21 protein-coding genes are annotated in these 23,855 nt (G+C 71.0%); 11 read left to right on the top strand and 10 right to left on the bottom strand.

Going from position 1 to position 23,855, the window contains the following annotated elements:
• The 3 genes from D451_RS0102060 to D451_RS0102070 all read right to left on the bottom strand — a co-directional run bounded on the left by D451_RS0102060 (position 1) and on the right by D451_RS0102070 (position 3,564).
• Positions 1 to 324: a hypothetical protein gene (locus D451_RS0102060; RefSeq protein WP_014911761.1), complete on the bottom strand. Its 324-nt coding sequence runs from the start codon at positions 322 to 324 to the stop codon at positions 1 to 3.
• 269 nt (positions 325 to 593) lie between these two features.
• A complete protein-coding gene (locus D451_RS0102065; RefSeq protein WP_014913049.1) occupies positions 594 to 1,016 on the bottom strand; it encodes a hypothetical protein in 423 nt (140 codons plus the stop codon).
• Between the two features lie 97 nt (positions 1,017 to 1,113).
• Positions 1,114 to 3,564, bottom strand: coding sequence for a helicase-associated domain-containing protein (locus tag D451_RS0102070; protein ID WP_017533248.1), 2,451 nt, complete (start codon positions 3,562 to 3,564; stop codon positions 1,114 to 1,116).
• 167 nt (positions 3,565 to 3,731) lie between these two features.
• On the opposite strand from D451_RS0102070, the gene D451_RS0102075 reads away from it, so the two are divergent.
• From D451_RS0102075 to D451_RS0102090, 4 genes are all read left to right on the top strand, one after another.
• Positions 3,732 to 4,490, top strand: coding sequence for a hypothetical protein (locus D451_RS0102075; RefSeq protein WP_014912661.1), 759 nt, complete (start codon positions 3,732 to 3,734; stop codon positions 4,488 to 4,490).
• 478 nt (positions 4,491 to 4,968) lie between these two features.
• The gene (locus D451_RS0102080) at positions 4,969 to 5,352 is read left to right on the top strand and encodes a cold-shock protein (protein ID WP_026124752.1); all 384 of its coding nucleotides are present in this window, start codon (positions 4,969 to 4,971) and stop codon (positions 5,350 to 5,352) included.
• A 248-nt stretch (positions 5,353 to 5,600) separates the two neighbouring features.
• Positions 5,601 to 6,356: a DUF3027 domain-containing protein gene (locus tag D451_RS0102085; protein WP_026124753.1), complete on the top strand. Its 756-nt coding sequence runs from the start codon at positions 5,601 to 5,603 to the stop codon at positions 6,354 to 6,356.
• A 212-nt stretch (positions 6,357 to 6,568) separates the two neighbouring features.
• On the top strand, positions 6,569 to 9,709 hold the full coding sequence (locus tag D451_RS0102090) for a sacsin N-terminal ATP-binding-like domain-containing protein (protein WP_026124754.1): 3,141 nt from the start codon (positions 6,569 to 6,571) through the stop codon (positions 9,707 to 9,709).
• A gap of 9 nt (positions 9,710 to 9,718) precedes the next feature.
• Here D451_RS0102090 and D451_RS0102095 read toward each other — a convergent pair whose 3' ends face one another.
• From D451_RS0102095 to D451_RS0102105, 3 genes are read right to left on the bottom strand one after another with little or no spacing between them, the layout of a single operon-like run.
• A complete protein-coding gene (locus tag D451_RS0102095; protein WP_036567658.1) occupies positions 9,719 to 10,594 on the bottom strand; it encodes an MOSC domain-containing protein in 876 nt (291 codons plus the stop codon).
• Positions 10,595 to 10,647: 53 nt separating this feature from the next.
• The gene (locus D451_RS0102100; protein ID WP_014910585.1) at positions 10,648 to 12,144 is read right to left on the bottom strand and encodes a DUF7059 domain-containing protein; all 1,497 of its coding nucleotides are present in this window, start codon (positions 12,142 to 12,144) and stop codon (positions 10,648 to 10,650) included.
• Positions 12,145 to 12,196: 52 nt separating this feature from the next.
• Entirely contained in the window at positions 12,197 to 12,472 is a 276-nt protein-coding gene (locus D451_RS0102105) for a DUF2530 domain-containing protein (RefSeq protein ID WP_026124756.1), read from the bottom strand.
• A 220-nt stretch (positions 12,473 to 12,692) separates the two neighbouring features.
• On the opposite strand from D451_RS0102105, the gene D451_RS0102110 reads away from it, so the two are divergent.
• The gene (locus D451_RS0102110) at positions 12,693 to 14,150 is read left to right on the top strand and encodes an NCS2 family permease (protein ID WP_026124757.1); all 1,458 of its coding nucleotides are present in this window, start codon (positions 12,693 to 12,695) and stop codon (positions 14,148 to 14,150) included.
• A 195-nt stretch (positions 14,151 to 14,345) separates the two neighbouring features.
• Positions 14,346 to 15,764 (top strand): MFS transporter, encoded by a 1,419-nt coding sequence (locus D451_RS0102115; protein ID WP_036567672.1) that lies wholly within the window; start codon positions 14,346 to 14,348, stop codon positions 15,762 to 15,764.
• Here D451_RS0102115 and D451_RS0102120 read toward each other — a convergent pair.
• On the bottom strand, positions 15,754 to 16,485 hold the full coding sequence (locus D451_RS0102120) for a sulfite exporter TauE/SafE family protein (RefSeq protein WP_014908304.1): 732 nt from the start codon (positions 16,483 to 16,485) through the stop codon (positions 15,754 to 15,756). The two genes, D451_RS0102115 and D451_RS0102120, sit on opposite strands and share 11 nt — an antisense overlap.
• A 75-nt stretch (positions 16,486 to 16,560) precedes the next feature.
• Between D451_RS0102120 and thpR the strand changes: the two genes are divergently transcribed.
• Positions 16,561 to 17,109 carry an RNA 2',3'-cyclic phosphodiesterase gene (gene thpR / locus D451_RS0102125; RefSeq protein ID WP_017533252.1) on the top strand — a complete coding sequence of 183 codons (549 nt, stop codon included), beginning with the start codon at positions 16,561 to 16,563 and terminating at the stop codon, positions 17,107 to 17,109.
• A 22-nt stretch (positions 17,110 to 17,131) separates the two neighbouring features.
• Here the strand turns inward: thpR and D451_RS0102130 are convergent, their stop codons facing one another.
• Both D451_RS0102130 and D451_RS0102135 read right to left on the bottom strand, forming a co-directional pair.
• Positions 17,132 to 17,917: an SAM-dependent methyltransferase gene (locus D451_RS0102130; protein ID WP_017533253.1), complete on the bottom strand. Its 786-nt coding sequence runs from the start codon at positions 17,915 to 17,917 to the stop codon at positions 17,132 to 17,134.
• 130 nt (positions 17,918 to 18,047) lie between these two features.
• Positions 18,048 to 19,397, bottom strand: coding sequence for a hypothetical protein (locus D451_RS0102135; protein WP_241463275.1), 1,350 nt, complete (start codon positions 19,395 to 19,397; stop codon positions 18,048 to 18,050).
• Positions 19,398 to 19,804: 407 nt separating this feature from the next.
• Here D451_RS0102135 and D451_RS0102145 point away from each other — a divergent pair, with 407 nt between their 5' ends.
• Positions 19,805 to 21,022, top strand: coding sequence for an MFS transporter (locus D451_RS0102145; protein ID WP_017533256.1), 1,218 nt, complete (start codon positions 19,805 to 19,807; stop codon positions 21,020 to 21,022).
• 34 nt (positions 21,023 to 21,056) lie between these two features.
• A complete protein-coding gene (locus D451_RS0102150; RefSeq protein ID WP_017533257.1) occupies positions 21,057 to 21,401 on the top strand; it encodes a MerR family transcriptional regulator in 345 nt (114 codons plus the stop codon).
• On the opposite strand, the gene D451_RS0102155 is transcribed toward D451_RS0102150, so the two are convergent.
• On the bottom strand, positions 21,398 to 22,123 hold the full coding sequence (locus D451_RS0102155) for a 3-keto-5-aminohexanoate cleavage protein (protein ID WP_014908185.1): 726 nt from the start codon (positions 22,121 to 22,123) through the stop codon (positions 21,398 to 21,400). The two genes, D451_RS0102150 and D451_RS0102155, sit on opposite strands and share 4 nt — an antisense overlap.
• Before the next feature lie 91 nt (positions 22,124 to 22,214).
• Here D451_RS0102155 and D451_RS0102160 point away from each other — a divergent pair, with 91 nt between their 5' ends.
• Entirely contained in the window at positions 22,215 to 23,276 is a 1,062-nt protein-coding gene (locus tag D451_RS0102160) for a hypothetical protein (RefSeq protein WP_014913157.1), read from the top strand.
• A gap of 79 nt (positions 23,277 to 23,355) precedes the next feature.
• The gene (locus tag D451_RS0102165) at positions 23,356 to 23,805 is read left to right on the top strand and encodes a VOC family protein (protein WP_014911579.1); all 450 of its coding nucleotides are present in this window, start codon (positions 23,356 to 23,358) and stop codon (positions 23,803 to 23,805) included.
• The last annotated feature ends 50 nt before the right edge of the window (positions 23,806 to 23,855 follow it).

Below are 23,855 nucleotides of genomic sequence, written 5' to 3' on the forward strand. Positions count from 1 at the left end.
TCAGATGCCGAGGAGCAGGATGAAGAAGGTGAGGACGAGCACCGGGATCGCGAACACCACGTACAGGGCGGTGTAGGCGAAGGTGCATCCCCAGGTGTAGCGGATGTATCGCTCGACGGCCTCGGTGTCGGGTACGCGCTTCAGTGCCATGACCCCCATGACGATCCCGGGGACGTTGGCGAGCACGATGAAGAACCAGAGCCCCATCGAGAAACCGAGGATCGGTACCACCAGTGTGAGCAGCGCGACGACCAGAGCGGCCACGGCCCCGCCCACACGGGGCGGCGGTCCGGAGGGGTCGAAGGAGGCACGACGCGGCGGCACCGGGGCGGTCCACGGCGGAGGAGGGCCGACCGTAGGGGGCGGAGGAGCGCCCGCGGAGCGGCTCGGCCCGGGGACGGGCGGGCGTGCGAGGGAGGCGGGCTCCCGGGTCCAGAAGGCTCGAGGGTCGTGCGGTTCACCGTTCAAGGTCCACCGAGCCTCCTTTCGATCGATGCCCGACCCGTTCGGGTCGTTCGCGCCGTTTCTGGTCGCATACCCGTCTCGTCCGTATCGGACGCGGTCGGCTCCCTCCCGGTTCTGCCAATCCGGGGTCAGTACTGTGTCACGTCGACGATCCCTTGGATCCAGTCACCCGCCTGGGTGAACATCACGAAGGTCAGGATCACCATCACGAAGAACATGACCCCCGCCGCTCCCAGGCAGTACCAGGAGTAGCGGGTCAGGACCTCGGCCTGATCCGGCCGGCCCCGGTCCCGCGCGTGCGCCGCCCGCACCGCGAACGTGATTCCGGCGATGCCGAAGATCCAGTTGGCGCAGCACAGGGCGGTGATGGAGTGCAGGATCAGCGCCATGGTGGAACTACTGGAGGCGCCCCCGTTCGCGGTGGGGGAGGAGGCTTCGCGCTCCTCGTCCCGTTCCCGCTCCGGGGCCCGATCCCGACCCTTCGGCGTACGGTCCTCGTGCCCGCGGTCGCGGGGGGACGAGGCTCCAGGGGGCAGTGACGCGTTGCTCATGTGGGACTCTTCCCGGGTCCGGACCAACCGATCAGACGCCACTCTAGGGGGTGGCCCCGTCAGGGCGGGCGAGGCCCGGGGCGGTCCGGGCGCGCGCTCAGGCGTCGTCGTCCCCCGCGGCCAGTTCGGCCAGGCCGGTGACGCGGTGGAGCGCGAACCGTTGGACCGCGTCGCGGGTGGTGTCGTAGGCGATGAGGAAACCGCCGTCGATCCGCTCCGGCGCGACGATCCGGCCGACCTGACGGCCGTCGGTGTCGGTGTAGCCGATCCACACGCGGCGCTCGTCGGCGGCGGCCCGTTCCAGGACCTCCACCAAGGCGTTGACGCGGGCCCCGGCCGTGCCGTCCTCGGGCAGGAGCACGGGGACCCTCGCCACCGTCGCGGCCTCGTCCCCCGCGCGCAGGGCCCGGACGGCGGCGCGGATGCCGGCGGAGGTCGGGGCGGCCGAGGACTCGACGTCGGTGTCCGGTTCGGCGCGGCGTACCTCGGGTCGGCTCAGGCTCATGGCGCCGTCACCGCTCTCGGCCACGGGGTGGTAGCCGAGCCGGTCCAGCCGCTCCATCAACGCCGCCCGATTGAGCCCGCTCACCACGACGGTGGGGGCCAGGGCCACCAGTTCGAGGTCGGCGGCCCGCCGGTCGCCGACCAGTTCGGCGAGCAGCGAGGGTTCGTCGCAGCGCAGGTAGCTGGAGGCGCTGCCCGCCCTCAACCGGCCGTGTTTGCGGCCCACGTCGGAGACCAGGTAGCGCAGCGCCTGGGGCAGCGGGGTCCGCGAGTGACGTTCGAGCATCCCGATGATGTCGGTGGTCCCGCGTCCGGCGTCCAGGGCCCGGCGGATCGAGTCCTCGGTGAAGCGGTAGACCGTGGCGCCTCCGGTGGACTCCACGTCGGCGGTGAGCGCGAGCTCCCGGGCCAGACCGTTCACCAACGGGCCCGGGGCCACGGCGGTCAGGTCCCCTTGGACCAGGACGTGGTCCAGGGGCCGGGGCAGCCCGGCGGCGAGGATCTCGGCGGCGCTCTCCTCGTCGTCGACGAGCAGAGGGCGCGTGTGCTCGGCGAGGGCGCCCGCGCCGGTCAGGCCCAGGGCGGCCGCCTCGGTCAGGGCGGTCTCCACCAGTTCGGTGTGCACCGGAGAGCGACGCCGGGGGTGGCGCCAGTCCAGACGGGCGATCAGTGAGGCCGGGTCGGGAGAGGTACCGGGCTCGGCCTCACCGAGTTCGATCAGCACGTCGCGGCGTACCTGGGGAGCGGCGGGACGGACCAACCCCGGGCCGAGGACGTTGCGCACCCGACCGCCGGAGTCGCGAGAGCCGGCCAGGGAGGCCACCCGGTCCGAACCCGCCCAGGCGTGGGCCAGACGCAGCCACCGCCGTTCGGCCGGGCTCTCCCGCCACAGATCGAACTCGCGGGTGGGCAGCCATTCGCCGGACAGCCGGTCGTCGGTGCCGAGCAGCCCGGCGGCGCGGGCCGTCTCCAGGTAGAGGGCGGCGGTGGCGTCGTCGGTCTCCATCGTGCGGGCGGCCCGACGTAGATCGCGCACGCCCAGTCCGCCGTTGCGCAGGACCGCCGCGGGCTCCCGGGACCACTGTTCCAGCAGCTCCTCGATGGCGCGCAGGACGACGAAGGCCTGGCCGGCCGCGGCGCGTTCCACGGCCTCGGGGTCCCGCGCACGTCCCTCGAAGGGCGGGGGCGCGGTGCTCACGTCCCGGAACAGCACGTCCGAACGCAGGTACAGGCCGACCTCGCGGGGAAGGGTGAGCGTGTCGTCCCCCACCGGAACGAGCAGGCCTCGGGCGATGAGCGTCTCGACCGGGGAGGAGGCCGTGGCCAGGGTGATCTCCCGGCGGGCGTCCGAGACGGTGCCGTTGGGCGGCCCCCAGGCGAGCCCGTCCAGGAGCCGGTGCGCCGAGGCGTCGACCTCGCCGATCAGGCCGCGGATCCGATCGGGGTCGGACAGGGCGGTGGCGACCGCCTCCACGGGGGAGTCGGCGGTGCTGTGCGGCACCAGGTCGGCGGCCAGTCGTTCGACCGTACGATGCGGCAGGGCGGCCAACGGCACGCGGGCGGGCGGCCCCAGACGCGCCGGGTGGGGGAGCAGGTCGCGCAGGATCTGGACCGGGCGCAGCCGGCCCCGGTCGGGCCAGACCAGCGCCAGGGAGGCCAGGGTGCGCAGGGCGTCGTCGAGCGGATCACGCCCGGTGCCCCGCGCCGGGGTCATACCGAGAGCGCGGGCGAGGTCGACGGGGAGCGTGCCCACCGGTTCGGACATGCGGTCGTCGCCGAGGGCGACCACGGACTCCAGGACCTGGAGGGTGAACCGGTCGAGACGCTCCAGAGCGCGGAGCACGGCGTTGCGCGAGGTCGCACGGTGGGCCAGGGCGCCCATATCGGTCGGGACCGGTCGGGCCAGGTCCGGCCGGGCGCGCAGGAGGGCCGTGAGCTCGTCGTCGGAGCGCGAGCGGAGCCAGGCGGTGAACGTGGGAGGCCGTCCCGTGGCCGCGTCGTCGGCGGGGTCGCCGGTGGGCTCGGGCCGTGCGTAGTGCGTCATCGGATCCCACGCTAAGCGATCCGGCCATCGACGGTGTACCCGCTCCCCGGCCGGACCTCTCCCAGGTCGTCCGCCCCCACTTCGACGGCCGTATCGGAAGGGAATGGGACATCCGAAACAGAGGGGTGGGGGTTAAAAGGCGGTTCGTCGTCGGCCAATATGGGGCCATGACCCAGCGCTCGGAACAATTGGTACTCGACTATCTCTCGGAAGTCGGACTCGCGCTGCACGGTCGTGTCACGGCGAAAGAGCGGACGGCCTATCTGACGAGCCTGCGCGCGCGTATCGATGAGCGCCGAGAGGCGGCCGGCAACGACGATGTCGACACCGTGCGACGGATCCTTCGAGGTTTCGGAGCTCCGGAACACCTGGTCCAGGAGGAACTGACCGGGCAGGAGATGGACCTCGAGGACGACGAGATGATCCCGCCCAAACCCAGGCACGCGGACCGTCCGCCGCCGCCCTGGCGGGGCGGACCCGGCCAGGGGATCCTCGCCCTCCTGGAGGGGCCCGGGCAGACCGACCAGCGCCTCGACGGTAGGACCTCGCGTAGGCCCGGGGTGGTGCGCAACAGTCTGCTCCTGGTGCGTCACCGGGCTCCGGAGGCGATCGCCCTGCTCATGCTGACGCTCACCGGACTCTGGTGGGACGTCGCCTTCCTGTGGGTGCTCGGCGCCGCTCTCATCCTGCTCAGCCACGTGTGGAACGCCAAGGACAAGTGGGTCGGGGTGGGGCTGCCCCTGGTGGCCTGCACGGTCGGCGTGGTCGTGTGGGACGGCGAGGCCAGGTTCATCGACCAGTACATCCAGCAGGCCCTTCCCGCCACGGGCGTCCCGGCCCTGGGTATCGCCTCCTTGGTATGCGTGTTCTATCTCTTCCCCAAGGCCGCGCGATCCGCGCGCGCGGCCGATCGCGCCGGCCGCTGAACCCGGCCGTCCCCCTTCCCCGCGTCGGAGGCCCGAGGGTCATCGCTTGGCAAACGCTGGGAATAACCTTTTCCGGTCGGCCCGTTACGGTGCATCCGTACGTGCGGCTTCGGGTAGTCATTTCGGTACACCGCCGCTTTCGCTTCACGGTGGTCACTTCAGGTGAACCTGCCTCCAGCAAGGACACCGACCTGTCGACGGCGCCCCCGACTCCGCCGAGTCCCGTCCCACACTCCGCAACCAGCGGTGACGGGGGCGACGCCGACGTCGACGAGGCCCGGGTGAGTCGTCCCCGGGCCTCGTTCACGTACCGCCATATCGGCCCCGCCACATTTCCTCTCGCTTTGGGAAGCGCCCGGGTACTAGCCTTGTGTCCGACTTTGGAAACCAGGGGTCGCCGGGGTGGGGGGAAAGGGTGGACGACACCGTTTCCACCTCCCCACGCGTCACCCGCCAGTGAAAGCATGAGGTCTCTACCGTGCCCACCGGTAAGGTCAAGTGGTACGACGGCGACAAGGGTTTCGGCTTTCTCACCCGTGACGACGGCGGAGAGGTCTTCGTCCATTCCACCTCTCTGCCGCCCGGAACCACATCGCTGCGCCCGGGCCAACGGGTCGAGTTCGGTGTGGCCGAGGGCCGTAAGGGCGCGCAGGCCCTTCAGGTGAAACTGCTCGACGCGCAGCATTCCGTGGCCAAGGCGCGACGCAAGAAGCCCGATGAGATGGTGGTCATCACCGAGGATCTCATCAAACTCCTGGAGAACGTCTCCAACGGCTACCGACGGGGCCGCCACCCCGACAAACGCGAGGCGTCCCGTGTGGCGGCGGTCCTGCGCGTGGTCGCGGACGACCTGGAGGCCTAGGGCCGTGTCGTGGCGGGGACGTTCCGGTCCCCGCCACGACACCGTTCCGGACCCGGTGCGACACGCGGAGAACGCGGTGGCCAGGGTGTTTCCGGTAGGTCCATGAGCCTGTCGGACCCGGCTCGGACGGTGTATCGGACGAACCTTGACCCTCGTTGTGGTCAAATCGGTGCCCCCGATCAGTGAGAATGGGGAACGTGAGCCCTTCTCGACGTTCTCCTGTACCGGACAAGGCATGTATCGACGCGGTGGATCTGGCCCGCTCGGTGGCGGCGGAGGTCGGGCGACCCGAATGGGTGGGTGAGCATCTCACCGCCCAGGTCGAGGACACACGCCTGGTCACCCACTACTTCGAGTGCCTGGACCCCGCCTACCCGGGGTGGACCTACGCCGTGACCGTGGTGCGCGCCTCGCGCGCGAAGAAGGTCACGGTCAACGAGGTGGTCCTGCTGCCGGGCGAGGGCGCGCTGACCGCGCCCGCGTGGGTGCCCTGGAAGGAGCGACTGCGCCCGGGCGACGTCGGTGTCGGGGACCTTCTCCCCACCGACGAGGACGACGAACGACTCGTCCCCGGCTACACGCAGGTGCCCGAGGGCGAACTCGACGCCGAGGGCATGGACCAGCAGATGGTGTGGGAGCTCGGCCTGGGCCGACGCCACGTCCTCTCCGAGACCGGCCGTGAACAGGCCGCGGAGCGCTGGTACAACGGCGACGCCGGCCCGCGCAGTCCGATCGCCACGGCCGCCCCCGCACGGTGCGGCACCTGTGGCTTCATGACCCCGCTCGCCGGGGAGCTGCGCCAGATGTTCGGTGTGTGCACCAACGAGTACGCCCCGGACGACGGCAAGGTCGTCTCGCTCGACCACGGCTGTGGAGCCCACTCCGAAGTACGCCGACCCGGCCCGCGCAACGAGCCGGTCGCGCCGGTCGTCGACGAGATGGGGTACGACCACATCGTCTTCGACGACACCGCCGAGCTGGAGTTGGTCACCTCCGACTCCTGAGCCACGACGGGCCGATCCACCAGGACCCGGAACAGGGCCCCGTCGCCTTCGCGACGGGGCCCTGACGCGTACACGCCATGTCCCGGCCCGAGGCCGTCTCCGGCCGCGCGTGGGCTAGGGTCGAGCTGTCCACCACACTCACCTTGCCGGGCCCGTGCGCGTCCGCGCGCCGGACCGACCGGAACGCGCACCCGCGCGAGGAGCAGACGATCATGGCCGAGCCGGTGAACCCCGTGGCGAACGACCCCTACGACACCGCCGAACTGCGCAGACGTGTGCTCTCGGCGTGGGCGGACGCCCCCGCGCGCTTTCGGGAGGACGCCAACGCCGAGGAGGACTTCGGCCTGGGCGGCTACCGCGACCGTGTGGTCGTCGAGCTGGCCCAGAACGCCGCCGACGCGGCCCGTCGGGCCGGGGTGCCCGGGCGCCTCCTGTTGGCCCTGGACGGGGATCGCCTCACCGTGGCCAACACGGGCGAGCCCCTGACCGTCGAAGGGGTGGAGTCGCTCGCCACTCTGCGGGCCTCCGCCAAACGCGACGATCACGGCTCCGCCGGGCGGTTCGGGGTCGGGTTCTCCGCGGTGGTGGCGCTCAGCGACAACGTCATCGTGGACTCCGCCGGCTCGGCCGTGCACTTCAGCGCCGAACGCGCCAGGGCCGTGCTCGCCGACCTGGTCGACGCCGACGGCACCCACGCCGACCTCGCCGACGAGGTGGCCCGCCGCTCCGGCCACGTGCCCATGCTGCGGCTGCCCTTCCCGGCCGACGTCAGCCCCGAACACCCCGAGGGCGGATACGACACGGTCATCACCCTGGTGCTCCGCGACGAACGCTCGGGTGAGCGCGTTCGGGAGCTTCTGGACCGCACCGGGGAGGCGCTCATGCTGGCCCTGGGCGGGCTGTCCGAGGTGCGGGTGGTGGTCGATGGCGTCGAACGCGTCCTCACCCGTGAGGACGGCGACGAGGCCGTCGGCGGCGACCTGATCACGACCCACCGGAACGGGGGCGGCACGCGGGTCACGCACTGGCGCGTCATCGAACGTGCCGGGGAGTTCGACCCCCGACACCTGGAGGAACGGCCCACCGAGGAACGCGAACGCACCTCGTGGTCGCTGACCTGGGCGGTCCCCGTCGACGAGGACGGCGGAATCGGCGCGTTGCCCGCCGACGTCGAGAGCGTCGTGCACGCGCCCACACCCACCGACACCGAACTCGACCTGCCCGCGGTCCTCATCGGCACCTTCCCGCTGGGATCGGACCGGCGGGCCGTGCGTCCCGGTGCCGCCACCGACCTGCTGCTCATGGAGGCCGCCGAGGCCTACTGTGCCCTGCTGCGCCGTTTCGCCCCAGGGGCCGCCCTGGACCTGGTCCCGGCCACCCGGGTGGGCGGCGGCGCCATCGACGCCGTCTTCCGCGCCAGGGTCGCCGAACCGCTCCAGGACACCCCGTTCCTGGCCACCGCCGCAGGGCATCCGATCGCCCCGCGCGACGCGGTCCTGCTCGACACCGGTGGCTCCTCGAGCTCTCCGGAGCTCGTCGAACGGCTCGCCGAACTCGTTCCGCCGCTGCTGTCGGGGGACCTGAGCCCCCGCCATCCGGCACCGGCCTCTCTGAGGGTGCGCCGCCTGGGCCTGGCCGACCTGGCCGACCTGCTGGCCGACGTCCAACGCCCGCCGGCCTGGTGGGCCTCGCTCTACTCGGCGTTGGCCGCGGCCGGGACCGGTGGGGCCGACCTCGACGAACTCGGGGCCCTGCCGGTGCCGCTGGCCGACGGTCGCCTGGTTCGAGGGCCGCGCTCGCTCCTGTCGCCGACCGACGACTGGACCGAGACCACCGACGCCGACGGAACCCGTATCGACCCGGGCGCCCTGGCGACGCTGGGCGTGCGGGTGGTCCACCCCGAGGCCGCGCATCCGCTCCTGCTGCGTCTGGGCGCCGTGGAGGCCGGAGCCGCCACGGTGCTGGCCGACCCCCGCACCGAGGCGGCGGTACGCGATTCGCTGGACGCCGATGACCCCGAGCCGATCGCCGAGGCGGTCCTGGACCTGGTCGCCGCCTCCGGCAGTACGGTCGAGGATCTTCCCTGGCTCTCCGAGCTGGCCCTGCGCGACGACGAGGACGGCTACTCGATCGCCGCCGAGCTCCTCGTCCCCGGCGCCCCGCTCGCCGACCTGCTGGCCGAGGACGCGCCCTTCGGGACCGTGCACGAGGACCTCGTCCACCGCCACGGGATCGACGCCCTGCGCGCCGTGGGGGCCGTCTGGGAGCTCACCGTGCTCCGCGCCGAGGAGGTGGCCCTGGGGGAGGACCCGGCGTCCGCCTTCGACGGGACCGCCGGCGAGGGCGGGCCCGACGGGCTGGAGGAGTGGGCGGACGAGGTCGTCGAACGGCTCGGCGATCCGGACCTGCCCCCCGTCGTCCCCGAGCTGGTGTGCGTCGCCGACCTGGACTACATCGCCGACGACGCCTGGCCCCGGGCGTTGGAGATGCTGGCCACGGGGCCGTTGCGCGAGGCCGTCACCGAACCGGCCCGACTGCTCATGCCCGACGGTCGGGTCGTGGACCTGCCCTCCTACACCGCCTGGTGGCTGCGGAGCAGGGCGCTGCTGGGCGGGCACGCGCCGGTGGAGCTGCGCACCGCCGACGCCGATCCGGCGCTGCGCGGACTCTACGACGAGGTGCCCGCCGAGGTGGACCCGGAGTTCGCCCGGGCCCTGGGGGTGCGGACCTCGCTGGAGGAACTGCTCGCCGACCCGGACGGGCCCGACGACCTGCTGGCCCGCATGGCCGATCCGGAGCGGCACGTCGACCGGGCGTCCCTGCGCCGCCTGTGGACGGCGCTGGCCGACGTCGACGCCGACCTGGTCTCACCGCCCACCCTGGTGCGGGCGGTCGGCGAGGGACGGATCGTGGTCGCCGACGCCGATGACGTCGTGGTGGTGGACTCACCCGACCTGTTGCCCCTGTTGGAGGAGCGGCCGGTCGTCCTGGCCGCCACCGAGGTCGCCGAACGCCTCGCCGACGTGCTCGACCTGGACCTGGCCTCGGAGATCGTCGTGGGCAAGGTGACCTCCGCCGGGCGGGTCAGGGCGGTGCCGGACGAGATGGAGCCGTTCCTCGCGGACGCGGAACGGGCCGACCGCACCTACCTGCACCACGAGAGGCTCGTCGTGGACGGGGTCGAGGTGGACTGGTACGTCGGAGACGGCACCGTGCACGCCTCCGGGACCGAGGGGCTGGCCCGGGCGCTGGCCCTGCGGGCCGGACGATGGTCGCGTCGTCACCTGCTGGCGGCCGTCCTGCGCGACCCCTCGGCCGCCGCGCGGCTGCTCACCGAGGTCGACCTGGAGTAGGGGCGAGTCTCAGCCGAGGGCGGCGAGGAGCCGCTCTCCCAGGCCCTCCTCGGGGTCGTCCCAGGCGGTGACCTCCACCGGGTCCCCCACGGACACCGTCCCGGGGGCGGTCACGGCGAACTTCGACCCGAAGGCCACACCGCCCGTGTCCACCCGACGGTAGCCGGCCAGGGCGCGCAGCGGCTCGGGGCCGGAGCGCACTCCGGTCGTCTGGTCCACGGTGGTGACCGCGCAGCGGACGCACACCTTGGCGTAGCCGAGCTCCGCCCCGCCCACGCGGACCGAGCGCACCCGGTCCTCGGTGTGCGGATCGTCCCAGCCCGACACCACGATGTTGGGGCGGAAACGCTCCATGGGCACCGGGGAGCCGCCGGAGGCGAGGACGCGTTCGTTGAGCAGGTCCAGCGAGGACAACGAGGTCATCAGCGCGGCGTGGCCGTCGGCGAAACCGGCCGTGCCCGCGATCAGGCCGCCGGTCACACGCCGGTGGTCGGAGGGCACCCGCACCAGACGGCTCGGCGTCCCCAGGGTCTCCGTCAACCACGCTGCGGCCTCGTCGCCCTGGTCGACGCCCTGGAACGGCTTTCCGTGCATGGTCACGTCCAGACGGGGCCCCTCGACGACGGTCTCCAGTTCCACGGGCGTGTGTCCGTCGATGGACAGTGAGAGCCGGGAGCCGTCGGAGGAGAGGCCGGGGACGATCCGCGCCATCCGAGGGTCCTTGCGCTGACTGCGGAAGGTCCCCGCGTCGTCCACCACCATGAACTCGCGGTCGTGGGCGATACCGGCGGGGGTGAGTCGGGCGGTGGTCAGGGTCAGGCCCGCGCACCCCTTCACGGGATGGACGGTGAGCGCGTGCACACGTGCGAGAGGAGCGGCGGTCATGCGTTCACGCTATCCGGACCCGGTCGGGAGGGGTATCACCAGGCCCCTCGTGATCAGCGGGCGACCCGGAAGAAGCCCTCGGAGATGAGGGTGCGCAGAGCCTCGGGGGTGCGCTCGCGGATCATCTCGGGGTCCTCGCCCATGAGTTCGGCGATGGCGTCGAGCAGCGGCCCCACCGGCATGGTGCCGTCGCAGACGCTGGCCAGGGCGGCCTCCACCGTTCCGACCCGTGCCACACGACGGGCGCCCTCACGCTGGCGGAGCAGGATCTTCTCCGGGTCGGGGGCCCCGGGGACGGCCACACGCTCCTCGATCACGCCCGGTGCGAGCGCCACGTGGGCGGACAGCAGCGCCGCGTCGGTGAGACGGTGGGCGGTCATAGCCCCGTCCACGACGTCGGGAAGGTAGCGGCCGACCGGCTGCTCCACCTCGTGGCGCAGCTCCTCCACCCGGACGGTGGCGTCCTGGGCGACGTCGTTGCGCAGGCTGATCCAGCCGAAACCGATGCCCTTGATGCCCTCGCGCTCGAAGTAGTCCAACCAGGCGTCGTAACGGCGGGTGTACTCGGGGGTGCCGTGCTCGCAGGAGTCGCGCAGCCACAGTTCCACGTACTCGGCCGGGTCCTGGACGTCACGCTGGACCACCCAGCCCGAACAGCCGGTGCCGGTGATCCATCCGCCGACGCGGTCGGCCCAGTCGTCGCCGTCGGTGTGCGTCCAGTTGGCGAGGAACTGGGCCCAGCCGCCCTCGGTGAGGTGGGCCGGTGCCTGGCGGACCAGCTCGGCGCAGACGGTGTCGCCGGGAAGGTCGGACTCGCGGTAGGTGAATCTGGCGGTCTCCGGGGTGATGACGAACGGGGGGTTGGAGACGATCAGATCGAAGCGCTCGCCCTCCACCGGCTCGAACAGGGACCCCTGGAGAAGACGCGCGTCGGTGATGCCGGACAGCGCCAGGCTGATCCCGGCCAGGCGCACGGCGCGCGGGTTGAGGTCGGTGGCGACCACCTCTTGGGCCCGGGAGGCCAGGTGCAGGGCCTGGACACCACAGCCGGTGCCCAGGTCCAGGGCGCGTTCGAAGGGCCCGTCGACCATCAACCGGGAGAGGTTGGCCGAGGCCCCGCCCGCGCCGACGACGTGGTCGTGACCGGGGACGTCGCCGCTGCCCGGACGCACCTTGGGGTCGGAGACCACGAAGCCGGGACGGTCGTCCTCCAGTTCCCACGGGCCCAGGTGGACCAGGGCGCGCACGACCGGGCCCTCGGGGCCCTCGTCGACGGTGACCAGCCCGGTCCGGACGAGTTCGTCCACGGGAAGGATGGCGGCGGCGGCGCGCAGCGGGATGGGGCTGCGCAGCCACCACAGGCGAAGGAGCAGCCCGAGACGTTCCTCCCCGCCGGTGGCGCGCAGGGCGGGCACCAGCTGTTCGCGGGCCAGGGCCTTGGCCGCGGCGTCGCCGAGGCGATCGCGGACCCCGGACACCGTGTAGTCGGCATCGATGAGGATGCCGCGGAGGCGGTCGGCGAGAGCGCGTGGGAATTCTGTCTCAGACACCCGCCCATTATCGGTCAGGCCGGCGGTGCCCCGGTGGTGGCGAGGGTGTGAGTCAGGAGGTTCCGCTTCGACGTTCGGCCCGATCGGCGGCGCGTTCCGCCGCGTTCTCCCGCTTACGGAACAGACGGGGGATGTAGAGGAAACCGAAGACACCGAGGGCGATTCCGGTCACACAGACGCCGATCCACCACCGTTCCGAGGCGGGGAGCCCGTCGCCCATGGCGAGCAGCACGACGAGGGCGACCGCCCACGCGATGGTGCCGATGGCGGCCGGCACTCGGTAGTCGCTTTCGTGAACTTCCGGGTCGGGCCGGCGAGGTGTACGCACGGCCTCAGGCTATCCGGTGCGGCCTTCGGGGGAGTGAGGTGGACCGTACCGCGAGGTCGGAGCGGAGATGCGTTGGTCACATCCCATGAGCAGGTCATCCGACCATATGGCGATTCCTATGAATCTCGTGCGAAAGGTGTGTCCCGGGTTGTATGAAGATGCAACTAATCTGGCCCCGAATCCTCGTTGTCCCGTAACACGACCAGGTCAGGCTGATGACGTGAACGCACCAACTCCCTCCTCCTCGGACACCCGCAGAGCCCCTGCGGGGCCCCTGGACGCCTACTTCAAGATCACGGAACGGGGCTCCACCCTCGGAACCGAGATCCGCGGTGGTCTGGCGACCTTCTTCGCCATGGCCTACGTCGTGGTCCTCAACCCGCTGATCCTCGGCACGGCCGAGGACGTCAACGGCGACCTGCTCGGGATCCCCGAGGTCGCCGCCATGACCGCCCTGGTCGCCGCGATCTCCTGCGTCCTCATGGGCATCGTCAGCCGCTACCCCTTCGCCATCGCGGCGGGCATGGGGCTCAACGCGGTCGTCGCCTACGGGATCGCGCCCCTCATGCCCTGGGCGGACGTCTTCCTGCTGATCATCGTCGAGGGCATCTTCCTGCTGATCCTCGTGCTCACCGGGTTCCGCACCGCGGTCTTCGCGGCGATCCCGCCCGGGCTCAAGGTGGCCATCGCCGTCGGTGTGGGCCTCTTCCTCGCCATGATCGGTCTGGCCAACGCCGGCTTCGTCCAGGCGGGCGAGGGCACCCCGGTCCAGCTCGGTAACGGCGGCCTCAACGGCTGGCCCATCCTGATCTTCGTCATCGGCCTGCTGATCAGCATCGCCCTCTACGTGCGCAAGGTCCGGGGCGCCCTGCTCCTGGGCATCGTGATCACCACGGTCCTCGCCATCATCGTCGAGGCGGTCTTCGGCGACGGCGGCGACCGTCTCGGTTGGGGCGCGATCGTCCCGAGCCTGCCGAGCAGCCTCGGCGACGTCGTCGCCATGCCCGACGTCTCCCTGTTCCTCCTCTTCACCGACGGTGGTTTCAACATCGTCGCGCGTTGGTCGGACGTCGGGATCGCCACGGTCCTGATGCTGATCTTCACCCTGCTGCTGGCCGACTTCTTCGACACCATGGGCACCATGGTCGGCGTCGCGCGTCAGGGCGACCTGGCCGACGAGGACGGCAACATCGAGGGCACCCGCGAGGTGCTGGTCGCCGACTCCCTGGGCACCGTCCTGGGCGGTATGGGTTCGGCCTCGGTCGCCACGCTGTACGCCGAGTCCGCGGCGGGTGTCGCGGAGGGAGCCCGTACGGGTCTGGCCCCGATCGTCACCGGCTTCATGTTCGTGATCGCGGCGTTCTTCACCCCGCTGGTCAGCCTGATCCCGTTCCACGCCGCCACCCCGGTGCTGGTGATGGTGGGCTTCATGATGCTGACCCAGGTCACCAACATCGACTTCAAGGACCCGGCGATCGCCATCGGATCGTTCATGGCGATCACGATGATGCCGTTCACCTACTCGATCGCCAACGGCATCGGCTTCGGTCTGATCGCCTACGCCTTCGTCATGATGGTGACCGGTCGCGCCCGCCAGGTGCACCCGCTGCTCTGGCTGATCTCGGTGGTCTTCCTGATCCACTTCGCGGAGGCGCCGATCTATGCGCTGATCGGCTGATTCCTCCCGAATCACCAGGGTGTTCCCTCCGGCACATCGGGCTCGAACCCGTGTGTCGGGGGAATGAGAACGACTGTGGACGGCGTTGGCTCGAGTGATGAGTCAACGCCGTTTACTTCTTCTCGCCCCTCACACCACCGTCGCGGTGGTGGTTTCAGCCTCCCTCCACGGACACGTTCCCGCGGGGAGGGGATGATGCGACGAATCGCGATGTTCCGTTCCCTCGGTGTCCGTAACTACCGGATCTACGCCCTCGGTCAACTGGTCTCCAACCCCGGCACCTGGATGCAGAGGATCGCCCAGGACTGGCTGGTCCTCCAGCTCAGCGGCGGCAGCGGGATCGCGCTGGGCATGACCACCGCCCTCCAGTTCCTGCCGATGCTGTTCTTCGGGCTCTGGGGCGGGGCCATGGTCGACCGCTTCGACAAGCGCCGACTGCTGATCCTCACCCAGTCCGCCATGGGCGTGCTCGCGGTGGGCCTCGGTGTCCTGGCCACCCTGGGCGCGGCCCAGGTCTGGCACGTCTACCTCTTCGCCTTCGGGCTGGGCATGATCACCGTGCTCGACAACCCGGGGCGTCAGGCCTTCGTGCCGGAGATGGTCGACCGTGAGCTCCTGCCCAACGCGATCGCCCTCAACAGCGCCAGCTTCCAGCTCGGCAGGGTCACCGGCCCCGCCATCGCCGGTCTGCTGATCGCCGCCATCGGCAGCGGCCCCGTCTTCATGATCAACGGCGCCTCGTTCGCCTTCACGATCGTCGCCCTGACCATGATCCGCACGGCCGAGCTCAACCCCACCGAGCCCGTACCGCGTGGCAAGGGGCAGATCCGCGAGGGCCTGCGCTACATCGGGGGCAGACACGACCTCGTCCTGCTGCTGATCCTGGCCGCCTCGGTGCAGTTCTTCGGAGCCAACAGCCAGAACCAGATCGCGCTCGTGGTCAACAACGTGTTCGAGAACGGAGCCGAGGCCTTCGGCGTGGCGGCGGCCGCGCTCGCGGTCGGTGCTCTGGCCGGCGCGCTATTGGCCGCCCGACGCGAGCACCCCCGGCTGCGGCTGGTCCTCATCGGCGCGATGGGGTTCGGAGCGGCCCAGGTGTTCGCGGGCCTCATGCCGGGCTACGTGTCCTTCGTGGTGGTCCTGGTGCCCATGGGCGTGCTCTTCATGACCTACGTGACCACGCTCAACGCCACCTTCCAACTCAGCGTCGACCCGAGGATGCGGGGACGGGCGATGAGCATGTTCCTGCTGGTCTTCATGGGCGTGGCGCCGATCGGGGCTCCGGTGGTGGGCCTGCTCGCCGACGCCTTCGGCCCCCGGGTCAGCCTCATCGTCGGCGGTGTGGTGACGGTCCTGGTGGTCGGGGTGCTCTCCGCCCTGCTCATGCGGGTCAAGGAGGTGAGGGTGCGCGACCTGCTGTCCCGGAAGTCCGACGCCGCGACCGTCGAGGTCCCCGAGAAGGGGGAGACGGGCCCGGAACCGACCGGAACGGACGGGGCCGCGCGCACCCTGGATGCCCCCACGGACGAGGTGATCCCCGAGACGCCACGTCCTCCGGAGAAGCCGTCGACCGCGGAGGACGAGGACGAGGACGAGAGAACGGTCAGGCGGTGACCACACGGGTCACCACGGACACCGAGCTCACCAACAGCAGCACCAGGATCGTGCGACGGAAGAGCTCGGCGTCCAACTTCCGGAACAGCCGTTCTCCGATGAACGTGCCGATCAGCAGGGCGGGGGCGCCCGAGAGGACGAGCCCGCCCACCTCCGGAGTCAACTGACCGCCGAACACGAAACCCACCAGTGTCGCCACGCTCGTCGCGGAGAACGCCACGGCGAGCGTGGCCCGCTGGACCCGAGGCGCCAGGTCGGCCAACCGCGACCCCTGGAGGCCGGCCACCAGGATCGGTCCGTCGATCGCCGTCGCCGCGAACGAGGCGCCCGACAACGCGCTCATGCCCGCCACGGCGACCATCCCGCCCGGGACCCGCACCCGGCGCCACACCAGCAGGGTCCCCGCCACCACCGACGCCGCGATCAGCGTCAACAGGGTCGACTCGGACAGGACGTTGAGCGCCCACAACCCGAACGGGACACCCGCCAGGGTGCACACCACCAGCAGTGACGCCCCTCTCCGGTCGACGTGCGCGCGGTCGCGCGCCATGACCCACAGGTTCAACGGCACCGCCAGCGTCGCCGCGACCACGACCGCGCTCACCGGGTCCAAGAGGAGCGCCAACGGTGGGACCGCGACGAGGGCGAAACCGAAGCCGGCGGCGATCCGGACCATGGCGGCCACGGTCAGCACGACGAAAACGCAGATGAGAACGGACATGAGGGCTGCTCACTGGAAAGGTGGGAGGGACTCGAAGACCCTACTCGGGGTCGAGCGGTGGAGAAAGAGGAGAGCATGAGGTCGTTCGTCGCGCTGTGGCCCTCCCCGGAGGTCGTCGAGACCCTGGACCGCGCGGTGCGGCACGTCCGACGGCGGGTGCCGGAGGCCAAGTGGACCAGACGGGAGGAATGGCACCTCACCCTGCTCTTCCTCGGCGAGGTGGACGGCGCCCTCATGCCCGGCCTCCTCGAGGCCCTCGACCACGTCCTCGACGGATATCCACCCCTCGACCTCTCCCTCGACGGCTGGGGGGTCTTCCCCTTGAGCGCCCCGCGCGCCTCCGTGGTCTGGGCGGGGGTGACCGGGGAGCACCTCATCGGGCTGGTGGACGGGCTACGGGAGGCGGCCCGATCGGCCGGGGTCCGGGTCGAGTCACGGCCCTTCGTTCCCCACCTGACCCTGGCCCGCGCCCGCCCGCCCCTGGTCACCGAGCGGATCCTGCGCACACTGGGCCCGCCGCCCCGGGCCGGTTGGCGCTCCGACCGGATCGACCTCGTCGAGAGCCGCCGTGTGGGAGAGAGCCGCTACCGCGCCGTCCGCTCCTGGGAGACGTCCGGACGGTAGCGGACATGGGTGGAGCCCGAGGTCAGGGCTTGCGGGCCAGCCCGCCGTACTGGTCGACGTGCTCGGGCACACCGGCGTCGGTCGTGTCCGGGCGCCAGCGGGACACCGAGACCACGCCGGGCTCCAACAGCTCCATGCCGTCGAAGAACTCCTCGATGCGCTCGGGAGAGCGCAGGTGCATCGGAGCGGCGCTGTTGGCGTTCCAGTGCTCGGCGGCCTCGACGACCTCCGCGGAGGTGTTCGTGGAGTCGTTGGCGGCGAAGTGGCTACCGGAGGGGAGGGCGTCCACGTAGGCCCGCACCAGGGAGCGGGCCGTGGCGTCGTCGGCGATGTGGCCGAGGGTGCCCATGATGGTCAGCCCGATCGGCCGGGTGAAGTCCAGGTGCTCCCGGGCGGCGGCCAGAACCTTCTCCGGCTCGTGCATGTCGGCGTCGACGTAGTGGGTCGTCCCCTCGGGAACGCTCGTGAGTAGGGCACGGGCGTGGGAGAGCACGAGGGGGTCGTTGTCGACGTAGACGACACGGGACTCGGGGGCCAGGGCCTGGGCGACCTCGTGGGTGTTGTTCGCCGTGGGAAGGCCGGTGCCGATGTCCAGGAACTGGCGGACCCCGGCCTCGCGCACCAGATGGGTGACGACCCGGACGAGGAAGGCCCGGTCGGCGCGGGCCGCGGTGACGATGCCCGGGAAGATCTCCCTGATGTGGTCGCCGACCTCGCGGTCGGCGGGATAGTTGTCCTTGCCGCCCAGCCAGTGGTTCCACACTCGGGCGGAGTGCGCGGTGGCGGTGTCGATCACGGGTTCGTTCACTGTGCCGGCCTTCGTGCAGGGGGTAGGGCTGACAGGGTAACCCCGGCGCCACCGGAACCCTTGCCTCGTAAGGCCTCCGTCCCCGATAGCGGAAGAGAGGTCCCCGTGCGTCGGGGCTCTCGGCGGCAGGTCAGAACAGGGCGATCTCGATCTCATCCCTCAAGGGGAAGACGTAGGCCTCTGGAGAAATATTCCACTGCCTAGGATTCTCGGCGAGCTCACCCTCGATCTTGAGGCTCTCGTCCACGTCGTCCTCGGAGAAGGGGACGCTCTCGTCCTCGACGAGCGCGTGAATCGAACGAACGATCAGAAGATTCTCGGTCATGTTCCGATCGTCGGTGAAGATGATCCGTTCCGGGGTCGGATCCATGTCCAGTAGGGGTTTCTCGATGAACTCGTTCAGATCCGGGATCGCCCTCCACGGGTCGAGCACCTCGGGGGCGTAGCCATTCTCCCGGAGAGTGAGAATCGAAGTCCGACCGGTGGCGCCGTCGGCGAACATCGTCGTCACGGGCTCGACACCGTCGCCGGGAACCTCCTTGGATAGCCAAGGCTGAACCTCGGGAACGGAGTCGCCATTCCAGAAACGCTCCCAGAACGTCTCCCCGGACGCGGCGTGAAACGCCTCGACGTGCACCGTCCCCTCGCCCGGGCACGCGTACGAGGCCAGCACTCTCCTTTCCAGAGTGGCCACCCTGACCTCTCGGGGGTCTCCGGAGGCGCACGCCTCGCTCAGATCCCGCTCCCATAGCGCCTCGGCTCCGGCCAACGAGGAGAAGGTCACGACGGTGTCCTGCTCGACCAGGACCCTGGAGTCCTCGGTCAGCTCACCGATGCCCTCCGAAGCCGAACCCCACGAGCGGTGCGAATCCAGCACGTTCCCGGTCTTCGAGCCGAGCACCACCGTCCACACGGATTCGATCGGCCCCAGCGCTTCGCGGTACTCGACGACGACGGAGGCCCCATCGGCGGTCACCCCCACATCCGTGACGTCCTCGGCCGGGTAACTCCAGACCTCCTCCACGGGGTCCATCGCCACGGAGACGACCTCGTCCGCGAGAACAGCCACCGCTCCGTCCGAGGAGACCAGGAGATCCTCCTCCACGACCCGTCCGCTCTCCGCCAGGAATTCCTCGACCGCGGCCAGATCCCGCAGGGTCAGAGGGGGCCGGAAGTACTCGGTGTCGGTGTCGTGGCGCACCGCCTCCATGGGGGTCCCACAGGCGGAAAGAAGGAGAACCGAAGCGACGCAGAGCGCCGTTCCGTTCAGCGATCTCATAGACGAACCGGTTCCGTTCTTCTCTTCTCTCAACGTCGACGAAGGGGACTTTAACCGCTCGGTGGGACCAAGCGCCGATCGAGGGACATCGGAACCCTTCGTGGGACCTCGCGGGCGACCTTTCCACGCCGAACACGCGCCCCTCACCGGCGACGCGTCATCGACAGAGCCGCGTTCCCCCGGTGGCCGTTCCCGGGTCACCGGAGCGGACGATCGTGCCCACAGGGGGCGGTCGAGGTCGCGCAGAGCCCACGAGTGTTCGGGGGCGGTGTGGTTGATCACGTCCGGTGCTCGGCGATCCCGCGTAGACCGTGAGGATCCGCCCGGCCATGAGGTTCGGGGCCCTTCGGACAGGAAGGCACGGGTCGGACCCCTGCCGGACCGCCCGGACCCTGGGGCTAACCTGGGGTGGCGAATCCCAACGAGCACCGGAGCGGGGCACGTCATGAGCATGCTCACCAACAACCGCAAGCAGCGCTGGCTGCTGCCCGTGGTGCTCGGAACGATCATGCTGATCGTGGTCCTGGGCTCCTTCTTCGGCTGAACCGGTCCGGCCGGCGTCCCCCGGCTTGACCTTGACACAGGTGTCAGGCTTTTAGCGTGCCGGCATGTCCTCGCACACGCTCCGTTCGGGAGCACCCTGGTACCTGGCCCTGGTCGCCTTCGCGGTCGGGACCGACGACCTCGTCATCGCCGGCCTTCTACCCGCCATCGCCCGCGACCTCGACATCGGGGTCGCCGCCGCCGGACAGGCGGTGACGGTCTTCTCGATCACCTACGCCGTGGCCGCCCCCGTGCTGGCCGTGGCCACCGCCCGGCTGCCCCGCCGCGCCCTCCTCCTGACCGGGCTCGCCCTGTTCGCGTGCGTCAACCTCGCGACCGCGCTCGTCCCCGGCTACGCGTCCCTGCTGGTGATGCGGGTGGTCGCCGCCCTGATCGCGGCGGTGCTCACCCCGGTGGCCTTCTCCATGGCGGCCCGACTGGTCGCGCCGGAGCACACCGGACGCGCGGTCGGCACCGTGGCCGCCGGGCTGACCGTCTCCCTCTTCCTCGGAGTGCCGATCGGCTCCCTCCTGGGCTCCCTCTTCGGCTGGCGCGCGACCTTCCTGGCCGTGGCCCTGTTCACCGGTGCGGTCCTCGCCATCGCCGCCTCACGTCTGCCCGCCCTCGACGGGGCGCCGGAGGCCGGGCTTCGGCACCAACTGGGCAGTCTGGGGAGACCGGCCATCCTGACCTGTGTGCTCGGAACCGTCATGGGGGCGAGCGGCGGGTTCATGGTCTACACCTACATCGCGCCCCTGACCCGCGACCTCACCGGCGCCGGAGGGGTCGCTCTGGCCCCCCTGATCGCCGTCGTCGGCGCGGCCGGGGCCGTCGGGACCATGGTCTGCGGTCGGGCCACCGACCGGTGGGGCGCCGACCGGGTCCTGCTCGTCTCCTTCGCCGGGATGATCGCGACCAGCCTGACCCTGGCCGCGCTCGGGTACCTCGGCGGGGGAGCGGTCCCCGTGTGGACCCTGGCCGCCGTGCTGGCGCTGTGGGGGTTCGCCGCCTGGGGTTTCGCGGCGCCGATGAGCGCACGGCTGCTGGGGTTGGCCGGGGAGGAGGGGACCGAGGCGTTGGCCCTCAACACCGGCGGCCTCTACGTGGGCACGGCCGTGGCCGGAGCGCTCGGCGGCGTGGTCGTCTCCTCCCAGGGAGGGGCCGGGGTGGCCGCGACCGCCACCGCGATCGGCCTGCTCGCCTTCGTCGCCATGGCGCTCTCCGTCCGGCGTTTCCCCACGTCCGGTCAGGTCGGAACGGTACGGGAGGACACCCTTTCGTAGACTGGCGTCCGGTTCGAGGAGAGAGGGGGACGGCATGCGGATCGGAGAGCTCGCCGAACGCACCGGGGCCAGCCCGCGGTCGTTGCGGTACTACGAACAGCGGGGCCTGCTCGCCTCGGAACGGTCCGCCAACGGCTACCGGGAGTACGGCGCCGACGCGGTGGAGCGGGTGCGCAACATCCGGCTCCTGCTGGAGTCCGGACTGACCTCGGAGGACGTCCAAGAGCTCCAGGCCTGCCTGGAACTGGACCTGGTCCGTGAGCCCGCCTGCGCCGAGGCCGTCGCCCTGTACGAACAGCGCCTTCAAGCGGTCCGGGAGCGGATCGACACCCTCACCGCCACGGAGCGGCGCCTGGAGGAACGGATCGCGGAGCTCTAAGAGGACTCGGCGGCCAACCCGACGGCGTGGGCCACCAGGGCCGCGTTGTCGAAGGCCTCCGAGCCGTCCGGAAGCCGCATCGTGTCCTCCAGCCCGATCCGGATGTCGTGGCCGATGTCCAGGGCCGTCTCCAACATGGGCCAGGCGGTGGCGTCCGAACCGTGCAGGGTCCTGGGCGCCGTCACCTTCGCCCGGTCCAGCAGGGACTCGATCCGCTCCGCGTTGCGCCGGGCGTCATCGACCCCGACCTGGGTCGGCTCCACCAGCACCGACGCCACCTCGAGCCCCGTGGCGATCAGAATGCGGGCCGCCTCCACCGTCCACACCCCGGCCTCGACCGCCACCCGGCGGTCGCCCAACAGATGGACCAGATCCACCGAACCGGCCTCGTGCAGGTTCACCGAAACCGAGTCGGGCAAGGCCGGGGACGCCCACCGTTGCACCAGGTCGTAGCGTCTCCAAGGGTCCGATTCGGCCGACAACGCCGTGGTCAACGACACCGGGACGTCCGGACCGTCGGCGCGCAGCCGCTCCATCAGCGCGGACACCACCGATGGTTCCAGTGACTCGGCCCCTTCGGGATCGCGCGGATGGACGTGGATCGCGGTCGCGCCCGCCTCCACCACGGCGTGGGCGTCGGCCACGATCTGGTCGACGGACACGGGCAGCGAGGGGTGGGCGCCCGGCCGGCGATCACCGTTGAGACAGGCGACGATCCTCATGGAGTCTCTCCTTACGGTGCTCTGTAAGCGAATGTGCCCGTTCGCACCCGGGTACAAGCCCCCCGTCGGATCCCCTGGCAGGATGGCGGGCATGAGAAGACCTCTCGCCCTCGCCGCGGCGGCCCTGTTCGCCCTCGCGCCCGCAGCCCCCGCCTCGGCCGATCCGGAGGCCCCCGACGACGGGACCGGCGGCCTGGACTACCCGCGTGGAGGCGAGGGCCCGGAGGGGTCGGAGATCGCCTTCGAGTTCCAGGACGAGCGCATCGCCGAGTCCAGTGGGATCGCCCCCTCGCTTCGCCATGAGGGCGTGTGGTGGACCCACAACGACAGCGGGGACTTCCTGCCCGAGGTGTTCGCGGTGAACGAGGAGGGGGAGACCCTCGCCACCGTCACCCTGAACGTGGAGTTGCGGGACTGGGAGGCGATCAGTCTGGCCCAAGGCCCGGGCGGGGAGCCCGAGGTGTTCGTGGGCGACATCGGCGACAACTTCGCGGGCGGCTGGACCGAGGTCCGCGTGTACCACTTCGTCGAACCCGAGGTCCTGGCCGACGTGACCCTGGACCCGTCGGTGCTGACCTTCACCTACGAGGACGGCGGCCGCGACGCCGAGGGGATGATGATCGACCCGCGCGACGGCCGGCTCTACGTGGTGTCCAAGGAGTTCGCGGGCGGTGTGTACGCGGCACCCGAGAACCTGGACCCCGAGGGTGGGAACGTCCTGTCCCGGATCGACTCGGCCCCGCTGTTCGCCACCGACGCCGCGTTCAGCCCCGACGGCACCCGCTACGCGATCCGCACCTACTGGGGCGTGACGATCTACGACGCCTCCGACGGGGTCCCTGGGTCCTCCCTGGGCTCCTTCGACCTGCCGGAGATGGAACAGGGCGAGTCGGTGGCCTTCACCCCGGACGGGACGGCGCTGATGGCGGGTACCGAAGGGATGAACTCCCCGGTCTGGCGGGTGCCCTTGGAAGGGAGAAAGCTCCCCGAGATGGTCGCCGTCGAGGAGGAGGCCGCCGCGAGCGACGAGGCCGAGGAGCCGGAGAGCGCCGGGGCCGGGACCTCGATCGGGGCCCTTCCGCTCATCCTGGGCGGCGCGGCCGTGGCCGTCGTGCTGATCGGCGGCATCGTGGTGCTGGCCCGGCGCGGCTGAGCCCGGAACGTCGGTGCCTCCGGGTAGGACGGGGGCGAGGGAGCGGCGCATCCGTCGCTCACGTATCGCGGGAGAAACGATGGCACTCGACTACCAGATCGTCATGGACTGCGCCGACCCGATCGCGCTCGCGGGGTTCTGGGCCGAGGCTCTCGGCTACGAACGCGAGGACAACAGCGCCCTCATCGACCACGTGGTGGCCCAAGGGCTGGCCGGGGAGGACGACTACACGCTCCTCGACGGGCGCAAGGCCTGGGTCGCGATCTCGGTGATCCGGCACCCGGACGACCCGGTGCACGGGTTCACCGGGGCCGGGCTGGGGCGACGCGTCCTCTTCCAGCGCGTGCCGGAGCCCAAGACGGTGAAGAATCGCGTGCACCTGGACCTGCGCGTGGGGCCGGAACGGCGCGCGGAGGAGGTGGCCCGGTTGGAGGCGTTGGGCGCCACCGTGGTCGCCGAGGTCGAGGAGCCCGGGGCCTCGCACGTGACCATGCGGGACCCCGAGGGCAACGAGTTCGACGTGCAGTGACGCCCGATGAGGTCCCCCGGGGCCGACTCCGGCCCCGGGGGACCTCCCCG

The organism is Nocardiopsis alba DSM 43377 (assembly GCF_000341225.1).
Classification (GTDB): domain Bacteria; phylum Actinomycetota; class Actinomycetes; order Streptosporangiales; family Streptosporangiaceae; genus Nocardiopsis; species Nocardiopsis alba.